Annotated in this window: 23 protein-coding genes; 7 read left to right on the top strand and 16 right to left on the bottom strand. The window is 54.5% G+C overall.

Features of this window, described 5'->3' with window-relative positions:
• Positions 1 to 13: 13 nt before the first annotated feature.
• The 11 genes from lpxD to rpsB form a co-directional block, all read right to left on the bottom strand.
• The gene (gene lpxD / locus WFM46_RS13515; RefSeq protein ID WP_103823301.1) at positions 14 to 1,039 is read right to left on the bottom strand and encodes a UDP-3-O-(3-hydroxymyristoyl)glucosamine N-acyltransferase; all 1,026 of its coding nucleotides are present in this window, start codon (positions 1,037 to 1,039) and stop codon (positions 14 to 16) included.
• 3 nt (positions 1,040 to 1,042) lie between these two features.
• Positions 1,043 to 1,537: a molecular chaperone Skp gene (gene skp, locus WFM46_RS13510; RefSeq protein ID WP_103178340.1), complete on the bottom strand. Its 495-nt coding sequence runs from the start codon at positions 1,535 to 1,537 to the stop codon at positions 1,043 to 1,045.
• Positions 1,538 to 1,655: 118 nt separating this feature from the next.
• Positions 1,656 to 4,073 carry an outer membrane protein assembly factor BamA gene (gene bamA, locus WFM46_RS13505; protein ID WP_103178339.1) on the bottom strand — a complete coding sequence of 806 codons (2,418 nt, stop codon included), beginning with the start codon at positions 4,071 to 4,073 and terminating at the stop codon, positions 1,656 to 1,658.
• A 29-nt stretch (positions 4,074 to 4,102) separates the two neighbouring features.
• Positions 4,103 to 5,455, bottom strand: coding sequence for a sigma E protease regulator RseP (gene rseP, locus WFM46_RS13500; RefSeq protein WP_103178338.1), 1,353 nt, complete (start codon positions 5,453 to 5,455; stop codon positions 4,103 to 4,105).
• Between the two features lie 11 nt (positions 5,456 to 5,466).
• A complete protein-coding gene (gene cdsA / locus WFM46_RS13495; protein ID WP_039030306.1) occupies positions 5,467 to 6,324 on the bottom strand; it encodes a phosphatidate cytidylyltransferase in 858 nt (285 codons plus the stop codon).
• Positions 6,325 to 6,336: 12 nt separating this feature from the next.
• The gene (gene ispU, locus WFM46_RS13490; RefSeq protein ID WP_103178336.1) at positions 6,337 to 7,095 is read right to left on the bottom strand and encodes a (2E,6E)-farnesyl-diphosphate-specific ditrans,polycis-undecaprenyl-diphosphate synthase; all 759 of its coding nucleotides are present in this window, start codon (positions 7,093 to 7,095) and stop codon (positions 6,337 to 6,339) included.
• A gap of 185 nt (positions 7,096 to 7,280) precedes the next feature.
• Positions 7,281 to 8,480 carry a 1-deoxy-D-xylulose-5-phosphate reductoisomerase gene (gene ispC, locus WFM46_RS13485; protein ID WP_103178335.1) on the bottom strand — a complete coding sequence of 400 codons (1,200 nt, stop codon included), beginning with the start codon at positions 8,478 to 8,480 and terminating at the stop codon, positions 7,281 to 7,283.
• A gap of 92 nt (positions 8,481 to 8,572) precedes the next feature.
• The gene (gene frr, locus WFM46_RS13480) at positions 8,573 to 9,130 is read right to left on the bottom strand and encodes a ribosome recycling factor (protein ID WP_103178334.1); all 558 of its coding nucleotides are present in this window, start codon (positions 9,128 to 9,130) and stop codon (positions 8,573 to 8,575) included.
• Positions 9,131 to 9,298: 168 nt separating this feature from the next.
• Positions 9,299 to 10,024, bottom strand: coding sequence for a UMP kinase (pyrH, locus tag WFM46_RS13475; protein WP_032616613.1), 726 nt, complete (start codon positions 10,022 to 10,024; stop codon positions 9,299 to 9,301).
• A 149-nt stretch (positions 10,025 to 10,173) separates the two neighbouring features.
• Entirely contained in the window at positions 10,174 to 11,025 is an 852-nt protein-coding gene (tsf, locus tag WFM46_RS13470; RefSeq protein ID WP_103178333.1) for a translation elongation factor Ts, read from the bottom strand.
• Positions 11,026 to 11,142: 117 nt separating this feature from the next.
• The gene (gene rpsB, locus WFM46_RS13465) at positions 11,143 to 11,868 is read right to left on the bottom strand and encodes a 30S ribosomal protein S2 (RefSeq protein WP_103178332.1); all 726 of its coding nucleotides are present in this window, start codon (positions 11,866 to 11,868) and stop codon (positions 11,143 to 11,145) included.
• Positions 11,869 to 12,189: 321 nt separating this feature from the next.
• Between rpsB and map the strand changes: the two genes are divergently transcribed.
• The 4 genes from map (at position 12,190) to WFM46_RS13445 (ending at position 17,078) form a co-directional block, all read left to right on the top strand.
• Entirely contained in the window at positions 12,190 to 12,984 is a 795-nt protein-coding gene (gene map / locus WFM46_RS13460) for a type I methionyl aminopeptidase (RefSeq protein ID WP_103178331.1), read from the top strand.
• Positions 12,985 to 13,046: 62 nt separating this feature from the next.
• Complete coding sequence (gene glnD / locus WFM46_RS13455; RefSeq protein WP_336997811.1) at positions 13,047 to 15,722, top strand: bifunctional uridylyltransferase/uridylyl-removing protein GlnD; 2,676 nt, start codon at positions 13,047 to 13,049, stop codon at positions 15,720 to 15,722.
• 30 nt (positions 15,723 to 15,752) lie between these two features.
• Positions 15,753 to 16,577, top strand: coding sequence for a 2,3,4,5-tetrahydropyridine-2,6-dicarboxylate N-succinyltransferase (gene dapD / locus WFM46_RS13450; RefSeq protein ID WP_008501915.1), 825 nt, complete (start codon positions 15,753 to 15,755; stop codon positions 16,575 to 16,577).
• A 111-nt stretch (positions 16,578 to 16,688) separates the two neighbouring features.
• Positions 16,689 to 17,078, top strand: coding sequence for a DUF3461 family protein (locus WFM46_RS13445; RefSeq protein ID WP_032616607.1), 390 nt, complete (start codon positions 16,689 to 16,691; stop codon positions 17,076 to 17,078).
• 91 nt (positions 17,079 to 17,169) lie between these two features.
• On the opposite strand, the gene cdaR is transcribed toward WFM46_RS13445, so the two are convergent.
• From cdaR to dgt, 3 genes are all read right to left on the bottom strand, one after another.
• Positions 17,170 to 18,327: a DNA-binding transcriptional regulator CdaR gene (cdaR, locus tag WFM46_RS13440; RefSeq protein ID WP_103178330.1), complete on the bottom strand. Its 1,158-nt coding sequence runs from the start codon at positions 18,325 to 18,327 to the stop codon at positions 17,170 to 17,172.
• A 159-nt stretch (positions 18,328 to 18,486) separates the two neighbouring features.
• A complete protein-coding gene (degP, locus tag WFM46_RS13435) occupies positions 18,487 to 19,914 on the bottom strand; it encodes a serine endoprotease DegP (RefSeq protein ID WP_103178329.1) in 1,428 nt (475 codons plus the stop codon).
• 130 nt (positions 19,915 to 20,044) lie between these two features.
• Positions 20,045 to 21,559, bottom strand: a complete 1,515-nt coding sequence (dgt, locus tag WFM46_RS13430; RefSeq protein ID WP_336997810.1) for a dGTPase — start codon at positions 21,557 to 21,559, stop codon at positions 20,045 to 20,047.
• A gap of 82 nt (positions 21,560 to 21,641) precedes the next feature.
• On the opposite strand from dgt, the gene mtnN reads away from it, so the two are divergent.
• The 3 genes from mtnN to WFM46_RS13415 are packed head-to-tail and all read left to right on the top strand — an operon-like array spanning position 21,642 to position 23,773.
• A complete protein-coding gene (mtnN, locus tag WFM46_RS13425; RefSeq protein ID WP_148568694.1) occupies positions 21,642 to 22,340 on the top strand; it encodes a 5'-methylthioadenosine/S-adenosylhomocysteine nucleosidase in 699 nt (232 codons plus the stop codon).
• Entirely contained in the window at positions 22,333 to 23,133 is an 801-nt protein-coding gene (gene btuF, locus WFM46_RS13420) for a vitamin B12 ABC transporter substrate-binding protein BtuF (RefSeq protein ID WP_336997809.1), read from the top strand. The genes mtnN and btuF overlap by 8 nt, the downstream gene beginning before the upstream one ends.
• Positions 23,134 to 23,149: 16 nt before the next feature.
• On the top strand, positions 23,150 to 23,773 hold the full coding sequence (locus tag WFM46_RS13415; RefSeq protein WP_103178325.1) for a TRIC cation channel family protein: 624 nt from the start codon (positions 23,150 to 23,152) through the stop codon (positions 23,771 to 23,773).
• 40 nt (positions 23,774 to 23,813) lie between these two features.
• Here WFM46_RS13415 and erpA read toward each other — a convergent pair whose 3' ends face one another.
• Both erpA and clcA read right to left on the bottom strand, forming a co-directional pair.
• The gene (erpA, locus tag WFM46_RS13410) at positions 23,814 to 24,158 is read right to left on the bottom strand and encodes an iron-sulfur cluster insertion protein ErpA (protein WP_039030319.1); all 345 of its coding nucleotides are present in this window, start codon (positions 24,156 to 24,158) and stop codon (positions 23,814 to 23,816) included.
• A 79-nt stretch (positions 24,159 to 24,237) separates the two neighbouring features.
• The coding region (gene clcA / locus WFM46_RS13405) for a H(+)/Cl(-) exchange transporter ClcA (RefSeq protein WP_336997808.1) at positions 24,238 to 25,212 on the bottom strand (975 nt) is incomplete at its 5' end.

The raw sequence follows: 25,212 nt of genomic DNA, 5'->3' as shown, positions 1-25,212 counted from the left end.
AACGGGTGAACGCTTAGTCTTGTTGATCGATTTTGCGCTCAATGGCCTTGAGGCGCTTGCTCATATCATCAATATTCATCACCAGGGCTGCAGTCTTACGCCACACCTTGTTAGGCTGCAACGGAATGCCTGAAGAGTAGACGCCCGGTTCGGTGATTGGACGCATAACCATGCCCATACCGGTAACCGTAACCTTATCGCATATTTCCATATGCCCGTTAATGACGCTGGCGCCGCCAATCATGCAGTAACGGCCAATCTTCAGGCTGCCCGCCATAATAACGCCACCGGCAACGGCAGTATTGTCGCCAATCACAACGTTATGTGCAATCTGGCACTGGTTATCGATGATAACACCATTACCGATGATCGTGTCATCAAGCGCACCACGGTCAATAGTCGTGCATGCACCGATTTCGACGCGATCGCCGATGATCACCCGGCCAAGCTGCGGGATCTTAACCCAGTTACCACGATCGTTGGCGTAACCGAAACCATCCGAACCGATAACAGTACTGGACTGGATCAGGCAGTTTTCGCCAATTTCGATCTCATGATAAACAGAGACATTGGCCCACAGGCGAGAGCCTGCACCAATTTTTGTTTTTTTACCGACGAAGCAACCGGCACCAATGACCACGTTATCGCCCAGCACGACGTCTGATTCGATAACCGCATTTGCACCAATTGATACGTTGTTACCCAGCTGCGCCGTTGGGTCAATCACCGCACTGGGTGCGATGTTTTGCGCCGGCTGCGGCGTGGTATCCAAAATTTGTGCCATACGGGCATACGTCAGGTAGGGGTTCTTCACTACCAGCGCAGCACCTGCGGCAAACGGCAAATCGTCCTGCGTCATGACGACAGCAGACGCCTGGCAAAGCGCCAGATGTTCACGGTACTTAGGGCTTACCATGAAGGTGATATTGCCTGCTTTAGCAGATTGCATGGACGCAACAGCGGTGATGACGATATCGCCATCACCGTGTAATTCTGCATCCAACTGCTGAGCTAAATCAGCGAGTCGAATTGAAGGCATTACTTATTTAACCTGTTTCAGGACATCAGCGGTGATGTCTTTAACATCGCTGCTGTTGAATGCAACGGCGTTGGCATCAACAACCAGATCGATGCTCTGATCGGCAGCTACAGCTTTCACAGCGGACTGGATACGGGTAACCAGCTTGCCGCGCTCCTCGTTAGAACGACGTTGACGATCCTGCTCAAAAGCTTGCGCTTTCTGAGAGAAAGTCTGACGCTGAGCCATTACGTCTTTTTCCAGTTTGCTACGTTCGCTCGCTTTCATGGTAGAACCATCGCGCTGCAGACGCTGCATTTTGGATTGCAGATCGTTTTCCATACCCTGCAGTTCGCTTGCACGGCCTTTGAACTCGCTCTCCAGCTTGGCAGAAACACCTGTTTTCTGCGCAACCTGCTGGAACAAGTTACCCATATTGACGATTGCAATTTTGTCCGCTGCCTGAGCAGAAGTTGCCATCGCTAAACCGAGACCTGCAGCTAATAACCACTTTTTCACAATTAACTCCTTACCATCCCATTGGCACCCGAAGGTACCGTTCTTTGCGTGGCAAGGCGATCCTGCGATCGCCAGTTGTCAGCGCTACACTGCCAACGCATTCCTTTGCGACGGACAATTACCAGGTTTTACCAATGTTAAACTGGAACTGCTCCGCCTTGTCTCCATCATATTTCTTAAACGGCTGGGCGTAAGAGAAGACCAACGGCCCCAGCGGTGACATCCATTGTAGTGCGAGACCCGCAGACATACGAATATTGCTCGGATCGCTGTAGTCCGGAATACCTGCAGCCCTGGTCGCACTGGTATTTTCCCAGTTAGTATCCCATACGGTACCCGCATCCACGAAGAAGGAGGTACGAACGGAGTTGGCATACTTATCGCTGATAAACGGCGTAGGGGTAATAAACTCCAGGCTGGCAACACCCATGGCGTTACCGCCTACTGCATCGTCGGAGCTACATACTTCGCTTGATGAAGACTTATCGCAGTTATCTTCGTCGTTACCGCCGTAGTAGGCTGCTTTCGGACCAATATTATTGGACTGGAAGCCACGTACGGTACTTGAGCCACCCGCATAGAAGTTTTCATAGAATGGCAGCTCTTTGCCACCTAAACCATCGCCGTAGCCCCAGCGTGTACGACCCAGAACCACCCATTTATGGTCTTCATCGATCGGGAAGTAGGAGGCGGTATCCAGCGTAACCTTGTAGAACTCGTTATCCGAGCCCGGAATGGTCACTTTACCGTTCAGGTTGACGCGCGAACCTTCGGTCGGGAAGAAACCACGGTCGAGGCGGTTGTACGTCCAGCCATAGTTGAAGGTGAAGTCATCTGCGGCAAAACCGTTATCATCATTCGAGGTGCTGGCAGACTGTCCGATAGAGTCCAGATAACGCCACATTGCCACCTGCGGTTGCATGTTCGACAGGTCGTTATGGACGTAACCTAAGCCCGCACGCAGGGTGTTATATTCGTTAACCGGGAAACCGAGCGTACCATCAACGCCGTAGCTTTTGTTGGTATACGAAGACAGGTCCGCATCATCCGCTTTAAAGTCGTTATAGAAGATACGGCCGCCCAGACTCACACCATCAACGGTGAAGTAAGGGTTAGTCACGGAGAGCTCAGAGTAAGTCTGGTAGTCGTTCTTGGTACCGTTGATACCCACGGAGTAGCCCGTACCTAACCAGTTATCCTGCTGTACACCCACCTGGAAGCTAACGCCACTTTCTGTGCCGTAACCGACACCAAAGTTAAAGCTACCGGTGTTACGCTCTTTAACCTTGTAAACGACATCAACCTGATCCGGTTTACCTGGCACACGCTGGGTGTCGGTATCCACCGTTTCGAAGTAACCCAGACGGTTCAGACGCTCTTTACCCTGATCAACCAGGTCGCTGCCCAGCCACGCCCCTTCCATCTGGCGCATTTCGCGGCGCAGGACAGAATCTTTGGAGGTATCGTTACCCTCAAAGCGGATCTTACGCACGTAGAAACGGTTACCCGCATCGACGTTGACGTGTAGCTTAACGGTTTTATCCGCATCGTTGATTTCAGGCTGGGTCTGAACGCGCGGGTAAGCGTAACCATAACGGCCGAGCAGCTTCTTAATGCCGTCTTCCATTTTGGTGACTTTGGAACCGCTATAGAGTTCACCCGGCTGCAGTTTGGTCAGGCTCTCAATCTCTGCAGAATGGCCCGCGAGGTTACCGCTTACTTCAACGCCCGAAAGCGTATACTTATCGCCTTCAGTGATGTTAACGGTAATGTAGATGCCTTTCTTGTCCGGAGTCAGACTGACCTGGGTCGAGTCAATGTTGAAACGGGCGTAACCGCGATCCAGGTAGTAGCTGCGCAGGGTTTCGAGATCGCCCGCCAGTTTCTGTTTCTGATACTTACGGTCGCCAACAACGTTCCACCACGGCACTTCATCACGCAGCTGGAACGTTGAGATCAGTTCATCGGTGCTGAATGCATGGTTACCAACGATGTTGATCTGCTGAATCTTCGCGGAAACACCTTCCTGGAAGACCAGTTTCAGATCGACACGGTTACGCGGCAGCGGCGTGACAACCGCTTTCACGCTGGCGCTGTATTTACCGACGCTGTAGTAGAAATCTTCCAGCCCTTTCTCAATATCAGAGAGGGTGGTGCGATCCAGGGATTCGCCAACGCGAACGCCAGAGGCCTCAAGGTTCTGCTTGAGCATATCGTCTTTCACCGACTTGTTGCCGGAAAAGGTGATGCTCGCAATTGTCGGGCGCTCTTTCACCTGAACCAGTAGCGTATCACCATCGCGCAGAACGCGAACGTCCTCAAAGTTGCCAGTGGCAAACAGGGCGCGAATGGTATTACTAATGTCTTCATCATTAACCGTGTCGCCTGGGCGCACTGGCATACTGAGGAGGGCCGCACCAACGGCGACTCGCTGAAGGCCTTCGAAATGAATATCTCTCACTACGAACCCGTCAGCACCGTATACGGTCGCGCTGCTAAACAGCAGCGACGCTATGAGCAACTTTTTCATCGCCATCGTTATTATGCGTTCTTCCTAACACTCTCTTACAACCGAGAGAAATCATTGAAAAGTGCAAGCCCCATTAACAGCACCAGTAAAATCGAACCAATGCGATAACTAAAGTCTTGAACTCGCTCGGATACCGGCCCGCCTTTTAGCTTCTCTATCGCTAAAAACAGCAGATGGCCCCCGTCTAAAACGGGAAGTGGGAACAGGTTGATTATCCCGAGGTTCACGCTAATGAGCGCAAGAAACATCAGATAGTAAATCACCCCGAACTCTGCTGACATCCCAGCCCCCTGAGCGATCGAGATCGGCCCACTGAGGTTGTTCAGTTTTACATCACCGGTAATCAATTTACCCAGCATCTGCACGGTCAGCTTCATCAATTGCCATGTTTTATCCGTGGCTTCAAGGATGGCGCTGAACGGCCCATACTGGCGTATTGTCTTGTACTCATCAGGCAGCGGGATCACTTTAGGCACCACGCCTGCGAACCCTTCAGCCTTTCCGCCGCCCGGCTTGGTATCCGGAATCAACGTTAAGGAGAGCGGACTCCCCTGCCTTTCTATCTCCAGCGCCAGCGGCGTTCCTGGATTATCACGCACCAGAGTAACAAAGGTCATCCATTGCGTTAAAGGCTGACCATCGACTTTAACGATCCTGTCGCCAGCTTGCAAACCTGCTTTACGCGCTGCTGAATCAGCCTGGACTTCAGCCAGTACCGGTTCAATCTGCGCGCTGCGCGGCCGGATACCTAATGCCGCAACAGGATCTTCCTTGTCCGGCTCAAAGGTCCAGTGGCGCAAATCCAGAATTTTATTCTGACGCTGCTCTGAACCGAAAGATGACACGCTGACGGTGGTTCTCTCATCGCCAATTTTGGCGACCAGTTGTAACCGAACGGCATCCCAGTCAGGGGTTTCGATGCCATCAATTGCTTTAAGTTCCATCCCCGGATTAATTTGCGCGCTTGCCGCGATGGAGTTGGGTGTAATTTCACCAACAACCGGACGAACGCCAGGGACACCAATGATAAACACCAGCCAGTAAGCAAAGACGGCAAAGATGAAATTTGCAACCGGACCGGCAGCAATGATAGCGGCGCGCTGACCAACAGTTTTGTTGTTGAACGCGTAGTGGCGCATTTCAGGAGCAACCGACTCTACGCGTTCATCCAGCATCTTGACGTAGCCGCCTAAGGGGATGAGGGCAATAACAAATTCTGTGCCGTGGCGATCGGTACGACGCCAGAGCGCTTTACCAAAGCCAATGGAAAAGCGCTCAACACGCACGCCACAGCGCCGAGCAACCCAGAAATGGCCAAATTCATGCACCGTGATAAGTACACCCAGTGCAACAATGAATGCCGCCAGATTCCAGAGAATGCTAAGCATAAAACCTTCCGTTAAATCGTCCCAAACACCAGCAAAAACAGGCAGGCAAACACGGGTACTGCCGCCGTCAGGCTGTCTATGCGATCCAGGATACCACCGTGCCCTGGAATGAGATTGCCACTGTCTTTGATCCCTGCTTCACGCTTAAACATACTCTCGGTCAAATCACCCAGCACGGAAGCCAGCGCTGCGACAATTGAACAGACCAATAATGTTGCCGGTGCGACCTCGAGGTTGGCCCATACGCCGTAACCCCAGGAGATAATCGCCGCCGTAAACAGACCACCGATAAAGCCCTGCCAGGTTTTACCCGGAGAGACTTTCGGGGCCAGCTTATGTTTGCCAAACAGTTTACCAAACATATAGGCGCCAGAGTCAGCCCCCCAGACGAGAATCATGACATAAAGCAGCCATAACGCGCCGCTGTATGGGTTATCGTCATAGTGCCAGGTGCGCAGGGCAAGCATTCCCCAGAAGAAAGGAACGATGGTAAATAGCCCAAAGCAGAGGCGCAGCACTTTCGAGTTACGCCACAGCGAGGCCGAGCCCGGATAGAAGAGCACCAGCAGCAACGCTGCCAGCCACCATCCCAGCGAAAGCCAGAGCGAACCTGCAATGATCGGTTGATGGATATTGTGATGGTACTCTGGCAGCATGAAGAGCATCAGCGCCAGCATCAGGCCGCACAGCACCGCCAGCCATACCCGCTGGGAACGCGAGGTAAAGCCGCTAAGCTGTCCCCATTCCCACGCCGCCAGCATGCAAACGACCAGTGTGACAATCGCAAATCCCACCGGAGGCAGTAAAAACAGCGCCGCGATGACAACAGGTATTAAAACAAACGCAGAAATCAGGCGATACTTCAGCAAAAGCTACCCCCATCAGGCGTTTTCGCCACCAGGCTCGGTACCACCGAAACGACGCTCTCGATTGGCAAAGGCATGCAGCGCACCTTCAAAGTCTTGTTCATCAAAATCGGGCCAAAGAACATCTGTAAAGTAAAGTTCGGCATAGGCAATTTGCCACAGCAAAAAGTTACTGATGCGATGTTCTCCCCCTGTCCTAATTACTAAATCCACGGGTGTCAGTTCACTCATGCAGATTTGCTTGCTCAGCGCCTCTTCATCAATCTGGTCCGGCCTTAAGAGCCCTTCCTGAACCTGTTCAGCCAAATGCCGCACACCCTGGACAATATCCCAACGTCCGCCATAATTCGCAGCGATATTGAGCGTTAAGCCGGTATTTTGCCCGGTCAACGCCTCCGCTTTACGAATGCGTTCCTGCAGACGTGAGTTAAAACGACTGGTATCGCCGATAATACGCAGGCGAACGTTGTGGCGGTGCAGGCTTTTTACTTCGCTGTCTAGCGCCCACACGAACAATTCCATCAACGCGCTAACTTCCTGCGCAGGTCGATTCCAGTTTTCACTGCTGAAAGCATAGAGCGTTAACGCGTCAATGCCGTTATTGGCGGCAAAAGAAACCGCGCGGCGCACAGATTTCGCCCCAGCTTTATGCCCAAAGGCTCGGATCTTCCCTTGTCTTTTCGCCCAGCGGCCATTGCCATCCATGATGATTGCTACATGACGACAGCCATGAGCCGGCAAGTTTTCGCTTATTGGTTGGTTCGCAGACAACATAACGCGTTTTTGGTCCCTGAAAGGATTTAACGGTACTCAGGAATACTGAAGCCTTTACGTAAAAAAGCCGTGTCATACCACGGCTTACCTGACCACAGAACGTCAACTACCCGCAATCAGGTGGCGCAGACTATATCACTGAAGCCCAACGCTAACAAATAGCAAGACCACCTGCGGGTGGATTATCACCAGCTTGCGAGGTGCGTCACCGCTTTTTGCGCCGTGAGCCTCGCTTTCGCGTCGACGGTCAATACGTCATCCACACTTTGCGGTTCGCGTAGATCCATCGCCTCAAGCACAGACAGGTTCAGCGCAGCGATATCCGTAAAGCGGATCTGCTTTTCGAGGAAGGCGGCGACAGCGATTTCGTTCGCCGCGTTAAGTGCGGTCGTCGCCGCTTGCCCCTGCTCGAAGGCCTCCATTGCCAGCTTCAGACATGGATAACGCTGATAATCAGGCGCGCTAAACGTCAGCGCACTCAGCTTGCAAAAATCGAGTGGCTTAACGCCTGAGCTTACGCGGTTTGGCCAGGCCATCGTATGGGCGATAGGCGTGCGCATATCAGGTTCACCTAACTGCGCCATCACGCTGCCATCACGATAACGCACCATGGAGTGGATCACCGACTGGGGATGAATCAACACTTCCATCTGCGCTGCCGAGGCGTTAAATAACCAGCGGGCTTCAATATATTCCAGACCTTTATTCATCATGGTGGCCGAATCAACGGAGATTTTACGCCCCATCGACCAGTTCGGATGACGGCATGCCTGATCCGGAGTCATTGAGACCAGTTCAGACAGCGGCGTGTCACGGAATGGGCCACCAGACCCGGTAAGCAGGATAGAAGAGACGCCATTCTGCTCGAGATCAGCGTACCCCAGGTTCTCCTGAAAGGGTTGCGGTAAACTCTGAAAAATCGCGTTATGTTCGCTATCTACCGGCAAAAGGCGCGCGCCATTGCGCTTCACGGCGTCCATAAACAGGCGGCCACAGGTTACCAACGACTCTTTATTGGCCAGCAAAACGGATTTTCCGGCATCGATCGCTGCAAGCGTAGGCAGTAACCCCGCCGCGCCGACGATAGCGGCCATGACCTGGTCGACATCGTCCAGCGCGGCCATTTCACAGGCGGCCTCTGGCCCGCTCAGCACCTCGGTACGGCTGCCCTTCTCCGCCAGCAACGCCTTAACCTGCCGGGCGCTCGCTTCATCATCCATCACCGCGTAGCGCGGGGTAAACTCCAGACACTGTTCCACCATACGATGAACGTTTTTGCCTGCGACAAGGGCGGCCACCGCATAGTGGTCTGGATTATGGCGAACAACATCGAGAGTGCTGCAACCAATTGAACCGGTTGAGCCAAGGAGTGTTAATTGCTTCATGAGATGCCCGGAAAAGTGAACCAGAAAAGCAAAACGCCGCCAGCAAAGCCCAAAGGCCTTCTGTACGGCGTTTTATCAGATTACGACAGAAATCAGAACTGCATCAGTTCTGCTTCTTTTTCTGCCAGCGCCGCGTCAATTTTCTTGATAGCGGCGTCGGTCAGTTTCTGAACGTCGTCCTGGGAACGGCGATCGTCGTCTTCGCTGATCTCTTTCTCTTTCAGCAGCGCCTTCACTTTATCGTTCGCGTCGCGGCGAACGTTACGTACGGAAACACGGCCCTGCTCGGCTTCGCCACGTACCACTTTGATCAGGTCTTTACGACGCTCTTCGGTCAGCGGTGGCAGTGGAACGCGAATGTCTGTACCGGCTGAGCTTGGGTTCAGACCCAGATCGGAGGCCATGATCGCTTTCTCAACGGCCGGGCCCATAGAGCGGTCAAAGACGTTGATTTTCAGCGTACGGGTATCTTCGACCGTCACGTTAGCCAGCTGACGCAGTGGAGTCGGCGTGCCGTAGTATTCCACCACGATGCCGTCCAGCAGGCTTGGGGAAGCACGGCCTGTACGAATTTTGCTGATTTGGTTTTTGAACGCTTCGACGCATTTATCCATGCGTACTTCAGCATCTTTTCTGATGTCGTTAATCACGTTACGAATCCTTGAAAACTTGTCTCAGGCAGACTATCCGCCAGCACCACCGTTAATGATGTGCTAAGTATAGTCCCGTTTAATTCATGACAACGCCCGGGGCGTGTCCAGGTAAGAAACCCATAGAAAGTAGAGCGGAATCTTACCTGTATTTATCGTCGACGGAAATTATTCCGTGATCAAAGTGCCTTCTTTTTCGCCCATTACAACGCGACGCAGCGCGCCAGGCTTATTCATGTTGAAGACACGAATCGGCAATTTGTGGTCGCGAGCCAGCGTGAAGGCGGCAAGATCCATCACTTTCAGCTCTTTATCCAGTACTTCGCTATAGGTCAGCTGATCGTACATGGTCGCCGCAGGATCTTTTGCCGGATCGGCCGTAAACACGCCATCCACTTTAGTGGCTTTCAGCACCACATCGGCTTCGATTTCGATACCGCGCAGGCAGGCTGCGGAATCGGTCGTAAAGAACGGGTTACCCGTACCGGCGGAGAGGATCACCACGCGGTTATTGCGCAGCAGGCTGATCGCTTCGGCCCAGCTGTAGTTATCACAGACGCCATTCAAAGGAATAGCGGACATCAGGCGCGCATTCACATAGGCACGATGCAGGGCATCACGCATTGCCAGGCCATTCATGACCGTTGCCAGCATACCCATGTGATCGCCCACAACGCGGTTCATGCCAGCTTTTGCCAGCCCTGCACCACGGAAAAGGTTACCACCGCCAATGACTACGCCAACCTGGATGCCCAGTTCAACCAGTTCTTTGATCTCCTGCGCCATGCGGTCAAGGATGCTTGCGTCAATACCGAAGCCTTCCGACCCCTGCAGCGCTTCGCCACTCAGCTTAAGCAGAATACGTTTGTAAACAGGTTTTGCATTGGTAGCCATATTTCTTTCCTGGGACTGTCAACGATTAAGATGAGGTTAATTCTGGCGACATGATATATCGCATCTCAACACAGACTCTATAGGCGTCTGGCTGAATTACACTGCCGTACACAAAAAGAAGCCGCCCTCAGGCGGCTTCTTTTCGCTGATTAAGACTGCTTGGACATTGCAGCAACTTCTGCTGCGAAGTCAGTCTCAACTTTCTCGATGCCTTCGCCCACTTCGAAGCGGATGAAGCCAGTTACGTCAGCGTTGTGCTCTTTCAGCAGCTGCGCAACAGATTTGCTTGGATCCATAACGAATGGCTGACCAGTCAGAGAAACTTCGCCGGTGAATTTCTTCATGCGGCCTTCAACCATTTTCTCTGCGATCTCTTTTGGCTTGCCAGACTGCATGGCGATGTCCAGCTGAACCTGGTACTCTTTTTCTACCACTTCAGCAGAGACGTCTTCTGGCTTAACGAATTCTGGCTTGCTTGCAGCAACGTGCATTGCCAGCTGTTTAACCAGCTCTTCGTCAGCGCCTTTAGCCGCAACCAGAACACCGATACGTGCACCGTGCTGGTAGCTGTTCAGAACGTCACCTTCGAGGATAGCAACACGGCGGATGTTGATGTTCTCACCGATTTTCGCTACCAGCGCAACGCGCTCTTCTTCGAACTGTGCTTTCAGGACTTCAACATCAGTCACTTTACCTGCAACAGCTGCGTCCAGTACTTTGTCAGCGAATGCCTGGAAACCACCATCTTTAGCAACGAAGTCAGTCTGGCAGTTAACTTCCAGAATCACGCCGAAGTTGCCTTCGATTTTGGTTTTGATCACGCCGTCAGCAGCAACGTTGCCTGCTTTCTTAGCTGCTTTGATCGCACCGGATTTACGCATGTTTTCGATAGCCAGCTCGATGTCGCCGTTAGCTTCAACCAGCGCTTTCTTACACTCCATCATGCCTGCGCTAGTACGTTCACGCAGCTCTTTTACCAGGGATGCGGTAATTTCAGCCATTCTAAAATCCTCGGGAGATGTGAACTGCCCGGCCTGCGGCCAAACAGTATAAATTGAAAAAAGGGGCCGGTAATGGGCCCCTATTCATACACGGTACTAATAAGGGGTAGAACCTTATTATTCAGCTTCTACGAAGCTTTCTTCCGCCTGAGAAGCCAGATCCTGGGAACGGCCTTCACGAACGGTAGTAGCTACAGCGCTCAGGTACAGGCTAACAGCACGGATTGCATCGTCGTTACCCGGGATAACGAAGTCAACACCGTCCGGATCGGAGTTGGTATCAACGATTGCGAATACTGGGATACCCAGGTTGTTAGCTTCTTTGATTGCGATGTGCTCGTGGTCAGCATCGATAACGAACAGTGCGTCCGGCAGGCCGCCCATGTCTTTGATACCGCCCAGGCTGTTTTCCAGCTTGTCCAGCTCACGAGTGCGCATCAGCGCTTCTTTTTTGGTCAGCTTTTCGAAAGTACCGTCCTGAGACTGGGTTTCCAGATCTTTCAGGCGCTTGATGGACTGACGAACGGTTTTCCAGTTAGTCAGCATACCGCCCAGCCAGCGATGGTTCACGAAGAACTGGTCGCAGCTGTTAGCAGCTTCTTTCACAGCTTCGCTTGCAGCGCGCTTAGTACCAACGAACAGAATCTTACCTTTACGGGAAGAGATCTTGTTCAGCTCAGCCAGGGCTTCGTTGAACATTGGTACAGTTTTCTCAAGGTTGATGATGTGAACTTTGTTACGTGCGCCGAAGATGAAAGGCTTCATTTTCGGGTTCCAGTAACGGGTCTGGTGACCGAAGTGAACACCAGCCTTGAGCATGTCGCGCATGGAAACAGTTGCCATGTTTTAAAACCTCTATTTAAAAGTTGGGGTTATGCCTCCACGTATCCCATATTACCGACCCCAAAGGGCACCCCGGAATATGTGCCGATACGTGTGTGTTGTTACACAAAGTGAGATTTGTCGCTCCCGTCCATCCTGTGTATCTGAAATGGATCGGAAGTCCGGCGCGCTTTATATCACAAATCGCTACCCGAAACCAACAATTGTTGGCGGTGTGTGCGGTAAAGGAATCTCAGTTTGGCAGCATGTGCGCCTGACTGTTACCATTGACAACACTTAGACTAGTATTGTCGAAAAAAACGACACCGATGGACAGATTACATGGCTATCTCTATTAAGACACCTGAAGAAATTGAAAAGATGCGCGTCGCCGGTCGTCTGGCCGCTGAAGTGCTGGAAATGATCGAGCCGTTCGTTAAGCCGGGCGTTAGCACGGGCGAACTGGATCGCATCTGTAACGACTATATCGTGAACGAGCAGCACGCGGTCTCCGCCTGCCTCGGCTATCACGGCTTCCCGAAATCCGTCTGCATCTCTATTAATGAAGTGGTGTGCCACGGCATTCCGGATGACGAAAAACTGCTGAAAGATGGCGACATCGTTAACATCGACGTGACCGTCATTAAAGATGACTACCACGGTGACACCTCTAAGATGTTCATCGTCGGCAAACCCACCATTCTGGGTGAGCGCCTGTGCAAGGTGACCCAGGAGAGCCTTTATCTGGCGCTGAAGATGGTTAAGCCGGGCATTCGCCTGCGTACTCTCGGTGCGGCGATTCAGAAATTCGTTGAAGCCCAGGGTTTCTCTGTGGTGCGCGAATACTGCGGTCACGGTATTGGCCGGGTCTTCCACGAAGAGCCGCAGGTTCTGCACTATGATGCTGATGACGGCGGCGTGGTGCTGCAGGCGGGCATGACCTTCACCATCGAGCCGATGGTCAACTCCGGCGATTACCGCATCCGTACCATGAAGGATGGCTGGACGGTGAAAACCAAAGACCGGAGCTTGTCTGCCCAGTACGAGCATACTATTGTGGTGACAGACAACGGCTGCGAAATTCTGACGTTACGCAAGGATGACACCATCCCGGCGATACTCTCGCAAGACGCATGATAAGAAGCCGGCAAATGCCGGCTTTTTTAATGGCTATCGTTTTTTCTTATGGGTGGCGCGCAATGAGTAACCTTTTACCCGAACAGTATGCCAATACGGCACTCCCCACCCTTCCTGGTCAGCCGGATAACCCCGGCGTCTGGCCCACGGCCGAGCTGACGTGCGCGGGTATTAAAGCGCATATCGACACTTTCCAGCGCTGGCTGGGCGAGGCCTTTGACAGCGGGATCTCCGCCGAAGCGCTGATTGAGGCGCGCACGGAATTTATCGATCAGCTTCTGCAGCGTTTGTGGATTGATTACGGTTTTGGCCAGCTGGCCGACGTCGCGCTGGTGGCCGTTGGCGGCTATGGTCGTGGCGAGCTGCACCCGCTGTCGGATATCGATCTGCTGATCCTGAGCCGCAAAAAGCTGCCTGACGTGCAGGCGCAAAAAGTGGGCGAACTGTTGACCCTGCTGTGGGACGTCAAGCTGGAAGTCGGCCACAGCGTACGAACCCTGGAAGAGTGTCTGCTGGAGGGGTTATCCGATCTCACCGTCGCCACCAACCTGATTGAATCGCGTCTGCTGATTGGCGACGTGGCGCTGTTTCTTGAGCTGCAAAAACATATTTTCAGCGAGGGGTTCTGGCCATCGGAGAAGTTCTTCGCCGCCAAAGTCGATGAACAGCAGGTGCGCCACCAGCGCTACCACGGTACCAGCTACAACCTGGAGCCGGACATCAAAAGCAGCCCCGGCGGCCTGCGCGATATTCATACCCTGCAGTGGGTGGCCCGTCGCCATTTCGGCGCCACTTCGCTCGATGAGATGGTCGGTTTTGGTTTTCTCACCGAAGCGGAGCGTAACGAGCTAAATGAGTGCCTGCATCTGCTGTGGCGCATCCGTTTTGCCCTGCATCTCGAAGTGACCCGCTACGACAACCGCCTGCTGTTCGATCGTCAGTTAAGCGTAGCCCAGCGCCTGCACTACAGCGGCGAAGGCAACGAGCCGGTCGAGCAGATGATGAAAGATTTCTTCCGCGTTACCCGTCGCGTGGGGGAGCTTAATCAGATGCTATTGCAGCTGTTTGATGAGGCGATCCTCGCCCTGACCGCCGATGAAAAACCGCGTCCGATCGACGATGAGTTTCAGCTGCGGGGCACGCTGATCGACCTGCGTGACGAGACGCTGTTCATCCGCAAGCCGGAAGCGATCCTGCGGATGTTTTACGCCATGGTGCGTAACAGCACCATCACCGGGATCTACTCCACCACCCTGCGCCATCTGCGCCATGCCCGCCGCCATCTCACTCAGCCGCTGTGCTACATTCCGGAAGCGCGGTCGCTTTTTCTGAGCATGTTGCGTCATCCGGGTGCGGTAAGCCGCGGGCTGTTGCCAATGCACCGTCACAGCGTGCTCTGGGCCTATATGCCGCAGTGGTCGCATATCGTCGGCCAGATGCAGTTTGACCTGTTCCATGCCTACACCGTTGATGAACACACTATCCGCGTGATGCTGAAGCTGGAGAGCTTCGCCCAGGAGGAGGTGCGCAGCCGCCACCCACTCTGCGTTGAACTCTGGCCTCGCCTCACCAACCCGGAGCTGATCCTGATTGCCGCCCTGTTCCACGATATCGCCAAAGGGCGCGGCGGCGACCACTCGATCCTGGGTGCGGAGGACGTGCTGAAATTCGCCGAACTACACGGGCTCAATTCGCGCGAAACCCAGCTGGTCGCCTGGCTGGTCCGCCATCATCTGCTGATGTCGGTCACCGCCCAGCGGCGCGATATTCAGGATCCTGAGGTGATCAAACAGTTTGCCGAAGAGGTGCAGACGGAAAACCGCCTGCGTTTCCTGGTCTGCCTGACGGTAGCCGATATTTGCGCCACCAACGAGACGCTGTGGAACAGCTGGAAGCAGAGCCTGCTGCGCGAGCTCTATTTCGCCACCGAGAAACAGCTGCGTCGCGGCATGCAGAGCACTCCGGACATGCGCGAACGCGTGCGCCATCATCAGATGCAGGCTCTGGCGCTGCTGCGGATGGAGAATATTAATGAAGAGGCGCTGCATCAGATTTGGGCCCGCTGCCGCGCCAACTATTTTGTGCGCCACAGCCCAAACCAGCTGGCCTGGCATGCGCGCCATCTGTTGCAGCACGATCTGACGAAACCGCTGATCCTGCTGAGCCCGCAGGCGACCCGTGGGGGAACAGAGATCTTCATCTGGAGCCCCGACCGCCCTTACCTGTTCGCCGCCGTCTGTGCGGAACTCGACAGACGTAACCTCAGCGTGCATGACGCGCAGATTTTCACCACCCGCGACGGCATGGCGATGGATACCTTTATTGTGCTGGAGCCGGACGGCAGCCCGCTGTCTGCCGATCGTCACGAGCCGATCCGCTTCGGGCTGGAGCAGGCGATCACCCAGCGCAGCTGGCAGCCGCCGCAGCCCCGTCGGCAACCGGCAAAACTGCGCCACTTTACCGTCGATACCGAGGTCAATTTCCTGCCCACCCATACCGACCGGAAATCGTTTCTCGAGCTGATCGCCCTCGACCAGCCGGGGCTGCTGGCCCGGGTCGGGCAGGTTTTTGCGGATCTGGGAATTTCGCTGCATGGCGCCAGAATTACAACCATTGGCGAGCGAGTAGAAGATTTATTTATAATCGCCACCGCCGACCGTCGTGGGCTTAATAATGCCCTGCAACAGGAAGTGCAACAACGGTTGACAGCAGCCCTCAATCCAAACGATAAAGGGTGATGTTTTTTTTTACCTGGAAAGAGTTGAACTATGCAGCAGTTACAGAACGTTATTGAGTCCGCTTTTGAGCGTCGCGCCGAAATTACTCCGGCAAATGTGGATACCGTGACCCGCGAGGCGGTTAATCAGGTTATTTCTCTGCTTGATTCCGGCGCGCTGCGTGTAGCCGAAAAGATCGACGGTCAGTGGGTCACTCACCAGTGGCTGAAGAAAGCGGTACTGCTCTCTTTCCGTATTAACGATAACCAGGTTATCGACGGTGCGGAAAGCCGCTACTTCGATAAAGTCCCGATGAAATTCGCCGATTACGACGAAGCGCGTTTCCAGAAAGAAGGCTTCCGCGTGGTGCCACCAGCAGCCGTTCGTCAGGGTGCATTCATTGCCCGCAACACCGTGTTGATGCCTTCTTACGTTAACATCGGTGCTTACGTTGACGAAGGTACCATGGTAGATACCTGGGCAACCGTTGGCTCCTGTGCGCAGATCGGTAAAAACGTCCACCTCTCTGGCGGCGTGGGTATCGGTGGGGTTCTTGAGCCGCTGCAGGCTAATCCGACCATTATCGAAGACAACTGCTTCATCGGCGCACGCTCCGAAGTGGTTGAAGGCGTGATCGTAGAAGAAGGTTCCGTGATCTCCATGGGCGTCTACATCGGCCAGAGCACCCGTATTTACGATCGTGAAACCGGTGAAGTGCATTACGGTCGCGTTCCGGCGGGCTCCGTGGTGGTATCCGGCAACCTGCCTTCTAAAGATGGCAAATACAGCCTGTACTGTGCAGTGATCGTTAAAAAAGTCGATGCGAAAACTCGCGGCAAAGTTGGTATCAACGAACTACTGCGCACCATCGATTAATCGGGTATAACAAAAAGCGGGGGCGACCCCGCTTTTTTTATATCTGAGGGTGGCGAAAATAGATTTTTTCGTGAATTATTCATGGGTTATGTTGAGATCAAGGGTACCGCTATGTACGATAATCTGAAAAGTCTGGGCATTACTAATCCTGATGAAATTGACCGTTACAGCCTCCGTCAGGAAGCCAATAACGATATCCTGAAAATCTATTTTCACAAGGATAAGGGCGAGTTCTTCGCCAAAAGTGTAAAGTTCAAGTACCCGCGCCAGCGTAAAACTGTCGTTGCCGATGGCATCGGCCAGGGTTACAAAGAGGTGCAGGAGATCAGCCCAAATCTGCGCTATGTGATCGATGAACTGGATCAGATTTGCCAGCGCGATCGCACTGAAGTGGATCTGAAGCGTAAGATCCTGGATGACCTGCGTCATCTGGAAAGCGTGGTTGCCCACAAGATCACGGAAATCGAAGCGGATCTTGAGAAGCTGACCCGTAACAAATAAGCCGTTCCTGTGTGCCGGGTGACGGCTTCGCCTTACCCGGCCTACTCCCGGGTTTTGTAGGCCCGGTAAGCGCAACGCCACCGGGCAAAAATCACCGCTGCTCGTCCAACTGCAAGGCCACATACAGCAACAGACGGTCGTCAAAATTCCCCAGATCCAGCCCCGTTAACTCCGATATCCGGTTCAGGCGGTACTCCAGCGTATTACGATGAATAAAGAGCGCTTTTGAGGTCGCCAGTGGCTGTACGTTATGACGGAACCATGCCTGTAAGGTGCGCCGCAGCAGGCCGTTGTTATCCATCGCTTTCAGACGCACCAGCGGACGCGCCAGTTCGTTGGCCTGCCAGCCGCCGCGCAGGCTGTCGAGGAGCACCGGCAACATCAAATCCTGGTAAAAATAGCTGCGGCTTTCCGGCATACGCTGCTTGCCGACCATCATCGTGGTTCGGGCCGTGCGCCAGGAGCGGGCGATGCTTCCCGGACCGGTAAAATAGTTACCTAATGCCACACGAAAACGCAGCTGCCCGTTCTCTTTCATCCGCGCAATCAGCTGCTCCACGCGGCGACGATGATCTTCTGCATCCCAGCGGCCAAACTGGTTTAACGCCGGTTTCAGCACCACCATTTCCGTTAACGAGACGATCGCCACCAGGTTATTGCGCTCCGGCGTGGCCAGCGCGTTCTGCAGCTGTTGCAGCTCCACCATGGCGCTATCGACGCCCAGCTGCCCGCTATCGACCTCAATGACCGCTACAACGCGGGGCTGGTTAAGGTCGATACCCAGGCGTTGAGCCCACTCCGTTAATGCCGGGGTATGCTCTTCCGCCTGGATCAGGTTCATGACCAGCTCTTCACGCAGGCGGCTATCCTGCGCCAGCAGGTGCATCAGGCGGGATTGCTCCAGCATCATCTCCGCCGTCATACAGACCAGCTCGCCATATTTGCGCAAAGATTCCGGCTCACCGGTCAGCCCGATAACCCCGACAATTTCGCCCTCAAGGCGCAGCGGCAGGTTGATCCCCTGCCGCACACCGTGCAGATGTCGCGCCACCGCGTCATCAATATCCACCACGCGCCCCTGGGAGAGCACCAGCAGTGCACCTTCGTGCAATTCCCCAATACGCTCGCGATCGCCACTGCCGATGATCCGGCCACGTGCGTCCATCACGTTGATATTGGTGTCGATGATGCGCATTGTTCGCGCCACAATATCCTGCGCCATTTTGGTATCAAGATGCCAGCCAGCCATGTCGCCCTCCTCTGAGCAGAGCTCAAGCATAAGGAAGTTTAATCAGTGCCGCATTGTGCAAATGCACAAACTCACAGGGAGAAGTATGGACTTGTGGAAGGGTTCACAGAAAGGCAGAAAAAAGCCCCTGTTTCCGTAGGGAAGCAGGGGCTGAACGGATTACTGCATCAGCAGATAGAGAGAGGTGTCGCCACGCTGGATATTCAGCGCCAGTACCGACGGTTTGCTGTCGAGGATTTTGCGCAGTTCAGCGATGTTCTTAACCGGCTGCTGGTTGGCGCCGATAATCACATCCCCTTTCTTCAGGCCGATACGGGCAGCCGGGCTGTTGGCTTTAACGTTGTCCACCGACACGCCTTTATCCTGGCCTTTGTTGCTCATATCCGCACCTTCGATGCCGCTGAAGATCGTACCGGCATCCACCTGATTCTGGCTGCTCTGCTGCAGTTCCAGGTTCACATTAACCGGTTTACCTTCACGCAGCAGACCCAGGGTCACTTTGCTGCCTACCGGCATGGAGCCCACTTCCGCACGCAGTGCCGCGAAGCTGCTTACCGGTTTGCCGTTCAGGGTGGTGATCACGTCACCGGCCTTGATCCCCGCTTTCGCTGCGGAGGAGTTTGGCATGACCTGGCTGACAAAGGCACCGCGCTGGGCATCAACCTTCATGGCTTTCGCCAGCTCGGAGTTCAGCTCGGTGCCCAGAATACCCAGCTCACCGCGCTTAACCTGACCAAACTCAACCATTTGCGCCGTCAGGTTTTTCACCATGTTACTTGGGATAGCGAAGCCAATGCCGATGTTGCCGCCGTCCGGGGCGAGGATCGCGGTGTTAATCCCGATCAGCTCACCGTTCAGGTTGACCAGCGCACCACCGGAGTTACCGCGGTTAATCGCCGCATCCGTCTGGATAAAGTTTTCGTAGTTTTCTGCGTTCAGACCGCTACGGCCAAGGGCAGAAACGATACCGGAGGTGACCGTCTCACCCAGACCGAACGGGTTACCGATAGCCACGGTGTAATCCCCCACGCGCAGCGCGTCAGAGTCGGCGAGCTTAATCGCGGTCAGGTTTTTCGGATCCTGAATCTGAATCAGGGCGATATCAGAGCGAGGATCTTTCCCGACGATTTTGGCGTCGAGCTTACGCCCGTCGCTCAGTTGAACCTTAATGCTGGTGGCGTTATCCACCACGTGGTTGTTGGTGACGACGTAGCCTTTGGCGGCATCGATGATGACACCGGAGCCCAGCGCCATAAACTTCTGCTGCTGGCCGCCGCCGTTACCGCCGCCATCGCCCTGGCAGAATGGAGAGCTCTGGAACGGTGAACCGTCCTGGCAGAACGGCGAGTTATCGCCGAAGAACTGCTGGAAGTTACGTGGCATGCGTGGCGTGTTGACGGTGGTGCTGCCCTCGACATTGATACTGACCACCGATGGCATCACTTTTTCCAGCATCGGCGCCAGGCTTGGCATCTGCTGTGCAGTGGCGGCCGACGATACGGTCTCCGCTGCGCTAGCAGACAGTGGAGACAACGCTAATCCTAAACTCAGAGCCAGTGCACTCATTGCTAAAGTGGTTTTTTTCATGTTTCTTAATCTCGATTTACAGGTCACGCACAATTGCTGTGTATATCAGATTCGTTTTGCTGCGCTTAGTTCCGGTATTAAGTTTCTGGAAAAAGTAAAAATTTATTGTCCGTCTTTACAAAACTCTCCTTTATTCCACCGCCATCAACTTGCGGTATTCATCCCATGCATACAAGTCCGTCATTCCGCTGATATAGTCCTGAATCAGCCGGCAGCGATAATAAAACTCCAGCACCGGCCAGTCTGCCTGCTGGCGATTTAATTTACCGATAGATTCCACATATGCCAGCCGATGGCGCGTCGAAAGTTTATGAAATAGCCGGGTTTCAATCGGAAAACGGCGTACCCGTTCCTTTTCAACCAGCTCACTAAAGTCGTCCACCGATAATTGCAGCAGCGGGCGATAGATCTCCAGCAGGCCGGTTATCACGCGATAGCCCTGTAATTCCAGCTGCTCGACATCCGGATGGCTGAACACGTGCCGCATCGCCACATTCTTATAGAGCTCAAGGAGTTGACTGAATCCACTGTCATCCTCAAGCAGCGCATGGTTAAATTCCCCGCGGTAGATCTGTTCAATATTGTCTATAAAACGCTCAGCCGCATAGGGCACCAGTTTATTAAGGGTATTGACGCGTAAATACATAAAGAACTGATCTTCGGTGCTGCGGCTGAGGGTGTTCGAACGTGATTTCTCCCACGCGTTTTCGACAACCTGCGAAAACAATGAACCTTTTTCATGGGTACCCCAGGCATCATAAAGATGCTGATAAAGCCCCTCGACGCTGAATATTCTTTTTTCGACGGCATCTTCCAGATCGGCAACGCAATAGGAGATATCGTCTGCCGCTTCCATAATCCAGGTTAATGGAAAACGACCATACTGCGGAAGAGAGAGCTCCTGACGCAGCCGCTCTATATACGCCTCTTCAGAGAAATAATAGCCCGGCTTTTTCATCAAATAATTGTGCGTCGCGGGGGGATCGCCCTGCCACCAGGCGGGACGGGTATATTTCAGAATGCATCCCACCTGTGCCCAGGTGAGGTTCATGCGCATCAGGGAGTGCACCATCCGGATGCCCTGTGCATTCCCCTCAAAGTGACACAAATCCTGGCGCACCTTGCGACGAAGCGCGTTCAGCGCCTCTTCGCCTTCACGCAGCCGCAAATCCTGCACCACGCAGCGATCGTCGCTCAGCGGCTGGCTTGCCGCATCGGCAGGGTACAGACGCTGGCGGAACCAGTCATTGATCGCCGCTTCGCCAAAATGACCAAAGGGGGGATTACCGATATCGTGCATCAGGCACGCCATCTCAACGATGCTTTCGAACGGCCCCGTCAGCTCGTCCAGGCCGTAGGTTGCCAGCAGGCGCTGCTCTTTGAGGCGGCTCAGGATCTCTTTGGCGATGTAGCGCCCCACCTGCTGAACCTCCAGCGAGTGGGTGAGCCGGGTACGCACGGCGGCGTTGCGTTCGAGCGGGAAGACCTGCGTTTTTTGCTGTAACCGACGGATCGCCGGAGAGTTAATGATGCGCCCGCGGTCGCTTTCAAAGATCCGCAGGATCTCGTGTTCGCTCTTGTTCCCCTGCGGAGAGCGGTAGCGACGCTGCCAGTTAATTTTGGTGCGAAAATCGATTGGTGCCATGTGCTCCCCCGCGTGAGAATGCGTTTCCCCTTAACCGCATGATAGACTATGCATCTTAACAAGGCACATCGCGAGTAAATCTATGAAAATCGGTATTATTGGAGCAATGGAAGAAGAAGTTACGCTGCTGCGTGACAAAATTGAGAACCGTCAGACCCTCTCTCTGGGCGGTTGCGAAATTTACACTGGCACGCTGAACGGAACTGAAGTAGCTCTGCTGAAATCGGGTATCGGTAAAGTTTCCGCCGCGCTGGGCGCCACCCTGCTGCTGGAGCGCTGCAAGCCAGACGTGATTATTAACACCGGCTCTGCGGGCGGTCTTGCATCAACCCTGAAAGTGGGCGATATCGTGGTCTCTGACGAAGCGCGCTACCACGACGCCGATGTGACCGCCTTTGGTTACGAGTATGGCCAGCTTCCGGGCTGCCCGGCAGGCTTTAAGGCCGATGAAAAACTGGTTGCCGCTGCGGAAAGTTGCATCGCAGAGCTGAACCTTAACGCCGTGCGCGGCCTGATTGTCAGCGGCGACGCCTTTATCAACGGCTCCGTGAACCTGGCGAAAATCCGTCACAACTTCCCGCAGGCGATCGCCGTGGAAATGGAAGCGACCGCCATCGCGCACGTTTGCCATAACTTCAGCGTGCCGTTTGTCGTGGTTCGCGCCATCTCCGACGTTGCCGATCAGCAGTCCCACCTGAGCTTCGACGAGTTCCTCGTGGTTGCTGCCAAACAGTCCAGCCTGATGGTTGAGACGCTGGTGCAGAAACTGGCGCGTGGCTAAGCCGCTCAAAAGGGCGCTGCTTGCGCTGCTTCTGCTGACACCGGCGTGGCTTCTGGCCGCGCCGCGTGTAATTACCCTCTCCCCTGCCAATACCGAACTGGCGTTTGCCGCCGGGATCACCCCCGTCGGGGTCAGCAGTTATTCCGACTATCCTCCCGAAGCCGCTAACATTGAACAGGTCGCCACCTGGCAAGGCATAAATGTTGAACGCATCGTCGCGCTGAAGCCCGATCTGGTGCTGGCCTGGCGCGGCGGCAATGCCGAGCGTCAGGTCAACCAGCTCACCTCGCTCGGCATAAAAGTGCAGTGGATCGATGCCACCCGCATAGAGCAGATTGCCCGGGCCCTGCGCGATCTTGCCCGCTGGAGCCCGACACCGGGACAGGCGCAACAGGCCGCGCAGCAGATGATGGCTGATTTTGCCGCCCTCAAGGCCACCTACGGCACACTGCCTAAAAAGCGGGTATTCATTCAGTTCGGTCAACAGCCGCTGTTCACCACCAGCCAGGGCTCTCTGCAACATCAGGTTGTTGAGCTGTGTGGCGGAGAAAATATCTTCGCGGCCAGCCGGGTTCCCTGGCCCCAGGTGAGCCGTGAGCAGGTACTGGCGCGCCAGCCTCAGGCGATTGTGGTGGGCGGTTCGGCGGGCGATATTCCTAAAATAGAACAGTACTGGCAAGGTCAGCTAAAAATACCCGTGATTCCGCTGAACAGTGACTGGTTTGAGCGCGCGAGCCCGCGTATTATCCTCGCCGCAAAACAACTCTGCTCTGCGCTGTCGCAGAGCCACTAATTTCTCGAGGATTACGATGCTCGTTTACTGGCTGGATATTCTTGGCACAGCCGTTTTTGCGATTTCCGGCGTTCTGCTGGCCGGTAAGTTACGCATGGATCCGTTTGGCGTGCTGGTCTTAGGTGTGGTCACGGCCGTCGGCGGCGGAACGATCCGCGACATGGCGCTGGATCATGGCCCGGTATTCTGGGTCAAGGATCCCACCGACCTGGTGGTGGCCATGGTCACCTGTATGTTAACCATTATTCTTGTTCGCCAGCCGCGTCGCCTGCCGAAATGGCTGCTGCCGGTGCTGGATGCGGTGGGCCTCGCGGTGTTCGTCGGCATTGGCGTAAACAAAGCCTTTATGGCTGGCACCGGCCCGATGGTGGCGATCTGTATGGGGGTGGTGACCGGCGTGGGCGGCGGGATTATCCGCGATATTCTGGCGCGCGAAGTGCCGATGATCCTGCGAACGGAAATCTACGCTACGGCCTGTATTCTGGGCGGGATCGTTCATGCCACGGCCTGGTATACCTTTCATGTTCCGCTGGAACAGGCGGCGATGCTGGGGATGGTGGTAACGCTGGCAATCAGACTGGCGGCAATCCGCTGGCATCTGAAGCTGCCAACCTTTGCGCTGGATGATAATGGAAGATAGCGAGTAGGCCCGGTAAGCGAAGCGCCACCGGGCATTACCGTCAGATGCTGAACGAAGAACCACACCCGCAGGTGCTGGTTGCGTTCGGGTTGGTTACCACAAAGCGTGAACCTTCCAGACCTTCGGTGTAGTCAACAGAACCACCGACCAGATACTGCAGGCTCATCGGGTCTACGACCAGCGCGACGCCCTGCTTCTCAATGGTCATGTCGCCATCGTTAACCTGATCGTCAAAGGTGAAGCCATACTGGAAGCCGCTGCAGCCGCCGCCAGTAATGTATACACGCAATTTCAGCTCCGGGTTGTCTTCATCGGAAATCAGGTCTTTTACTTTTTTGGCTGCTGCTTCGGTAAACTGCAACGGCAGCGCTACGTCATCACTCATCTTATGCTCCCATGAATACTGCTAGTGGGTAAAAATCACCCAATTCTTGTTGTCATTATCTAATACCCTGGTAATTCATTCAAGTATTCTGCTTCGCCAGGGTACGGGCAAGAATGGTGGAGTATAGCGGTTGTCCGCCGAGGAACTGGGCTAATAGTGTGGCCCCCAGGCAGGTAATGATCATTGGCAAAATGAGCTGGTAATTGTCGGTCATCTCCAGCACCAGCACAATGCCGGTCAGCGGCGCGCGCAACGATGCCGCCAGCAGCGCCCCCATTCCGGCGATGGCAAAGGTACCGGCCTCAAGATGATACGCCGGGAAGCCTGCGGCGGCAGCCATGCCAAAGGCCGTACCCAGCAACGTACCCAACGCCAGCATCGGGGCAAAAATGCCGCCAGGGGCGCCGGAAGAGAAGCAGAGTACGGTGGTGATGACCCGCGAGATAAACATAAACAGCAGCAGGCCAATGCTGAAGTTACCCGCAGCCGCAATAGGGATCAGCCCAAAGCCACCACCAGCCGCGTTGGGTTCGATAAAGCCCAGCACTCCGCACACGCCCCCCAGCAGGCCACCCACCAGCACCCATCGGGTTGTATTGCCGCCGTGGATCCGCTGGAACATATCCTGAGCGCGAATAATAAGGGCATTAAACAGCGGGCCAACAATGCCAAAAATCATGCCGAGGATCAGATAGAGCCAGAGCGTATTGACCGGGGCGTTGGTCAACTTACCGACCTCAATGACCGCCCCTTCGCCATTGAAAAGCCGAAAGACAATGCTCGACATAATCACGCCGGTAAAGACCGCTTTAATCGAGATCAGGTTATAGCGAAACTGGGCGCGCATCTCTTCAATGATAAAGAGGATCCCCGCCAGCGGGGCATTAAACGCAGCGGAAAGCCCCGCGGCGGCACCGGTTGCCAGCAACGTATGGCGTGCTTCAGCGCTGCGCATTCTGAACAGATCGCTGACCATACGGCCAACATTACCGCCCAGCTGTACGGTCGGCCCTTCCCGTCCGAGCACCATCCCCGCTCCAAGCGTCCCCATTCC

It is taken from the genome of Leclercia sp. M50, assembly GCF_037150775.1.
In the GTDB taxonomy this organism is placed as follows: Bacteria; Pseudomonadota; Gammaproteobacteria; order Enterobacterales; family Enterobacteriaceae; genus Enterobacter.
Note: the sequence above shows the minus strand (reverse complement) of the source record. Positions and strands in the feature narration are given on the sequence as shown.